General features: G+C 73.9%; 5 protein-coding genes. 2 read left to right on the plus strand and 3 right to left on the minus strand.

All coding sequences use genetic code 11. From position 1 onward, the window contains the following. Positions 1-44 precede the first annotated feature (44 nt). Entirely contained in the window at positions 45-845 is an 801-nt protein-coding gene (locus MXD58_RS22340; protein WP_248837884.1) for a 4'-phosphopantetheinyl transferase family protein, read from the plus strand. Between the two features lie 183 nt (positions 846-1,028). On the opposite strand, the gene MXD58_RS22345 is transcribed toward MXD58_RS22340, so the two are convergent. The 3 genes from MXD58_RS22345 to MXD58_RS22355 are packed head-to-tail and all read right to left on the minus strand — an operon-like array spanning position 1,029 to position 2,380. Next, positions 1,029-1,232, minus strand: a complete 204-nt coding sequence (locus MXD58_RS22345; protein ID WP_248837883.1) for a hypothetical protein — start codon at positions 1,230-1,232, stop codon at positions 1,029-1,031. Beyond that, on the minus strand, positions 1,229-1,552 hold the full coding sequence (locus tag MXD58_RS22350) for a hypothetical protein (protein ID WP_250609863.1): 324 nt from the start codon (positions 1,550-1,552) through the stop codon (positions 1,229-1,231). Before MXD58_RS22350 ends, MXD58_RS22345 begins: the two co-directional genes overlap by 4 nt. A 54-nt stretch (positions 1,553-1,606) precedes the next feature. Next, complete coding sequence (locus MXD58_RS22355; protein ID WP_248837237.1) at positions 1,607-2,380, minus strand: lysophospholipid acyltransferase family protein; 774 nt, start codon at positions 2,378-2,380, stop codon at positions 1,607-1,609. A 514-nt stretch (positions 2,381-2,894) separates the two neighbouring features. Between MXD58_RS22355 and MXD58_RS22360 the strand changes: the two genes are divergently transcribed. After that, complete coding sequence (locus MXD58_RS22360; RefSeq protein WP_248837236.1) at positions 2,895-3,692, plus strand: alpha/beta hydrolase; 798 nt, start codon at positions 2,895-2,897, stop codon at positions 3,690-3,692. Positions 3,693-3,936: the final 244 nt, after the last annotated feature.

Consider the following 3,936-nt stretch of genomic DNA (forward strand, 5'->3'; position numbering starts at 1 on the left):
GGCCCGCGGCGCCCGTCCGCCCGGCGGCGCGGGGCTGAGGCGCGGTGCTGGCGAGCCTGCTGCCCGCGGCTGTCGTCGCGGTCGAGGCGTTCGAGGACGATCCCGGCGCGGTCCTGTTCCCCGAGGAGTCCGCGCTGCTCGCGAAGGCGGTCGACAAACGCCGCCGCGAGTTCACCACCGCCCGGGTCTGCGCGCACCGGGCCCTGCGCACCCTGGGTCTGCCACCGGCGCCGATCCTGCCCGGCCCGCGGGGCGCGCCGAGCTGGCCTGACGGGGTGGTCGGCAGCATCACCCACTGCGCCGGTTACCGGGCCGCCGCTGTGGCCCGGGCGAGCGAGCTGTGCACGATCGGCATCGACGCCGAGCCCAACGAGGCGAACCCGCAGGGCGTCACGCAGGAGATCACCGTGGCGGCCGAGCGGGGCTGGCTCGCCGCCCACCTCGCGGCCAGGCCCGCCGTGCGGTGGGACCGCCTGCTGTTCAGCGCCAAGGAATCCGTCTACAAGGCATGGTTCCCGCTGGCGCAGCGCTGGCTGGGCTTCGAGGACGCCGAGCTGGTCATCGACCCCGGCACGGCGCCCACCGGCCCCGCCCCGACTCCACCCGGCTGGGCCAGCCCGACCCTGCAGGCAGGCTCGTCGCCGCCGCAGCCACACGACCGCCCCGCGCCGGCGCCGCTGCGGGCCCGTGGCACCTTCGAAGCCAGGCTGCTGGTGGACGGTCCCGTGCTCGACGGCCGCCGGCTCACCGGATTCGGCGGGCACTGGCTCGCCGAGGGCGGCCTGCTGGTCACCGCGGTCACCGTCCCCCATCTCGACGGCATGCAGCTGCCGTCCCGGCCATGATGCGCCGTCCCGGCCGCCGCCCCCGGCCGGCCGGCCGATTCCGCCCCGCGGGCCGCACCGGCCCCGGTTCCCATCCCGCCGGCCGTCGCCCCCGCACCCGCGGCCGCCAGGGCCGCAAGCCACGGTAAAGGCCGAAAGGCTGGCCGCACGGCCCAGCCGAACGGGGCACGGTGTCCTCGCTCGCTACGGCGAAGGTTGAGCGCGACGGGCAGCCGCTGGCCCTCGGCGCTCGACTCGTAGGTCATCCGTCCGGCCGCCAGGGGTGGCGCTGGTCGTGTCGGCGTTGGTCGTGTCGGCGCTGGTCGTGTCGGCGCTGGTGAGGCCGAGCGGGTCGACGTGCCACCAGATGGCGTGCCGCATCCACAGCGGCTCGCCTTCCGCGCTCACGCCGACCGGGCGGTCCCGGCGGTGACGACCAGCGGGTCGTCGGGGCGTTCCGCGAGGCCATCGAGCAGCTCGGCAGCGATGCGCACCAGCTCCACCTCGGCGTCGGTGAGATCGTCGAGGGCGCGGGTGAGCCAGGCGTCGCGCTGGGCCATGTCCCGGTGCAGGGCGTCCCGCCCCGCCTCCGTGATCGCCAGCAGGGCGCCGCCGCGACGCCGGCGAATGACCGGCCGCCGACCGCGGACGGCCGGGCCGAGGCCCCCGTGGACCGGGAGAAGGGTTCGGGAGGTACCGCCGTCCGCTCGATCAGCTGAATCCGACACAGAAGCGCAATCGCCACGCACAGCGCCAATCCTGCCGTGCCACCGAAGCGCGGGTCAGACCGCCTCGACGTGATCATCGCTCGCGGGCGGCCTGGTCTGCGCGGGATCGGCCGCAGCGCCGGCCGCGGCGCCCGACGGCAGCGACGCGCGGGCGGCGGCGAGGTCCTCCTTGGCGCGCTTCGCGTACATGTCGACGTACTCCTGGCCGGAAAGTGCCATCAGCTCATACATGATCTGGTCGGTGATGGACCGCAGCACCACCCGGTCATCGGCCATGTCCGCATAGCGGGAGAAGTCCAGCGGCTTGCCGACCCGCATCCCGATCCGACGGATCTTCGGGACGATCTTGCCAGGCGGCTGCACCTCGAAGGTACCGATCATCGCGATCGGGATCACCGGCGCGCCGGCCTCCAACGCCATCCGGGCCACGCCGATCTTGCCGCGGTAGAGCCGGCCGTCCGGGGATCGGGTGCCCTCCGGGTAGATCCCGAGCAGCCGGCCCTGGCGCAGCACCCGCACGCCCGAGCCCAGCGCGCCCTCACTTGCCTTGCCGCCGCTGCGGTCGATCGGGATCTGGCCGGCCCCGCTGAAGAACACCCGCTTGAACCAGCCCTTCACCCCGCCCTGGGTGAAGTAGTCGCTCTTGGCCAGGAACGTCACCCGCCGCGGGATGACCAACGGCAGGAAGAAGCTGTCGAGGAAGGAGAGATGGTTGCCGGCGAGGATCGCCGGGCCGTCGAGGGGGATGTGCTCGGCACCCTCGACCCACGGGCGCCACACCACCCGCAGCATCGGGGTCAGCACCGCCTTGAGCACCCAGTAGAACAAGAACCGCTCCCGCCTGCGTCCCACCCTTGGTGAGACGACATCCTCCGGGGCGACCGGTGCCGGCCGCCCGCCTGCACCCGTCGGCGCCGCTCACACCGGCCCTCAGCATCCCACCGCGCTGCGGGGCACCGCGCCGCGGCGCGGCGCGAAGAGCGCTGCGCGACGGTGCATCCGGCGGGCGTTTCCAGGCGAGGTGCGGGGTCGCCGGGCATGGTCCGAGTGCCGCCATGAGCCTAGGGAGGGCCAATCATCGCGTCCAGCGGAACACCACCATGCGGAGCGGGTCCGGCGGATCGGCGGCGCGCTGGGAGTGGGACCCATATCATCTCAGCGGAGAGTGCCCCCGCCTCGGCCGGCCTCTCGATGCACCGATGAGACGTGGACGGATGAGACGTGGACGACCGTGGCCATGGCTCCCAGACCGTGCGAGCATGCGATTACCGGCGTTTTCCTTCCGCGCCCACCCCGCGATGTGGCACGCGGGCGGGCACGGGGCAGCGAAGGGCGGACAATGATGGCGGGTTCCACCGGTACGGCGCCGCTGCCAGGTGCGGAGCCGTTCTCGTCTGCCGGCGGCCCGGTCGGGGTCCTGCTGGTGCACGGCTTCACCGGCTCGCCGGGGAGCATGCGGCCCTGGGGTGACGCCCTCGCGGCCGCCGGGCTCACCGTGGCCTGCCCGCGGCTGCCCGGGCACGGCACCCGCTGGCAGGACATGGTGCCCACCACCTGGCAGGACTGGTACTCCACCGCACGCGGTGAGTTCCTGCGCCTGCGCGACGAGTGCGAGCAGGTGTTCGTGATGGGCCTGTCGATGGGCGGGACCCTGACGCTGCGCCTCGCCGAGGAGCACGGCGCCGACGTCGCCGGCCTGGTCACCGTCAACGCCAGCCTGTCCACCGAGCGGCGGACCGCGGCGCTCGCCCCCCTGCTCGCGAAGTTCGTCCCCGCCGTGCCGGGCGTCGCGGGTGATGTGAAGGCCGACGGCGTGCCCGAGGTCGGCTACGACCGGGTGCCGCTGCGCGCGTTCGCGTCCCTGCGCCAGTTGTGGGCGGTGACCAGAGCCGATCTCGGTCGGATCGTGTCCCCCGTGCTGGCGTTCCGCAGCGTCGTCGATCACGTGGTCGAACCCAGCTCCGGGGCCCTGCTGCTGGCCGGGGTCCGGGCGCCCATCGAGGAGCGGCTGCTGATGAACAGCTACCACGTGGCCACCCTCGACAACGACAAAGAGAAGATTTTCTCGGACAGCCTCGAGTTCGTCCGCCAGCACACAGCGGGGGCGCTCCTGTCCGAGGGGCTCGTCAGCGATGGCTGAGCGGCCGCCGGTACCCGGCCCGGGTGAGCCCACACCGGCGGCCAGTGGCTGCCCGGACCCGGACGGGCGCGTCGACCCGACCGGTGCGCAGCACCCCGCGCCGGGCGACCAGCCCGACTCGGCGACCGAACCGACCGCTGCGCCCCCCACCTCGGCATCGCCCACCTCGGCATCGCCCACCTCGGCATCGCCCACCTCGGCATCGCCCACGCCGGCAGCGACACCGCCCGCGTCAACTCCGCAG

The sequence above is a fragment of the Frankia sp. AgKG'84/4 genome, from assembly GCF_023242965.2.
Classification (GTDB): domain Bacteria; phylum Actinomycetota; class Actinomycetes; order Frankiales; family Frankiaceae; genus Frankia.

What these genes read in the sequence shown, in the direction of transcription:
- MXD58_RS22360 (WP_248837236.1), top strand. Translation starts at nt 2,895, where the DNA reads ATGGCGGGTTCCACCGGTACGGCGCCGCTGCCAGGTGCGGAGCCGTTC.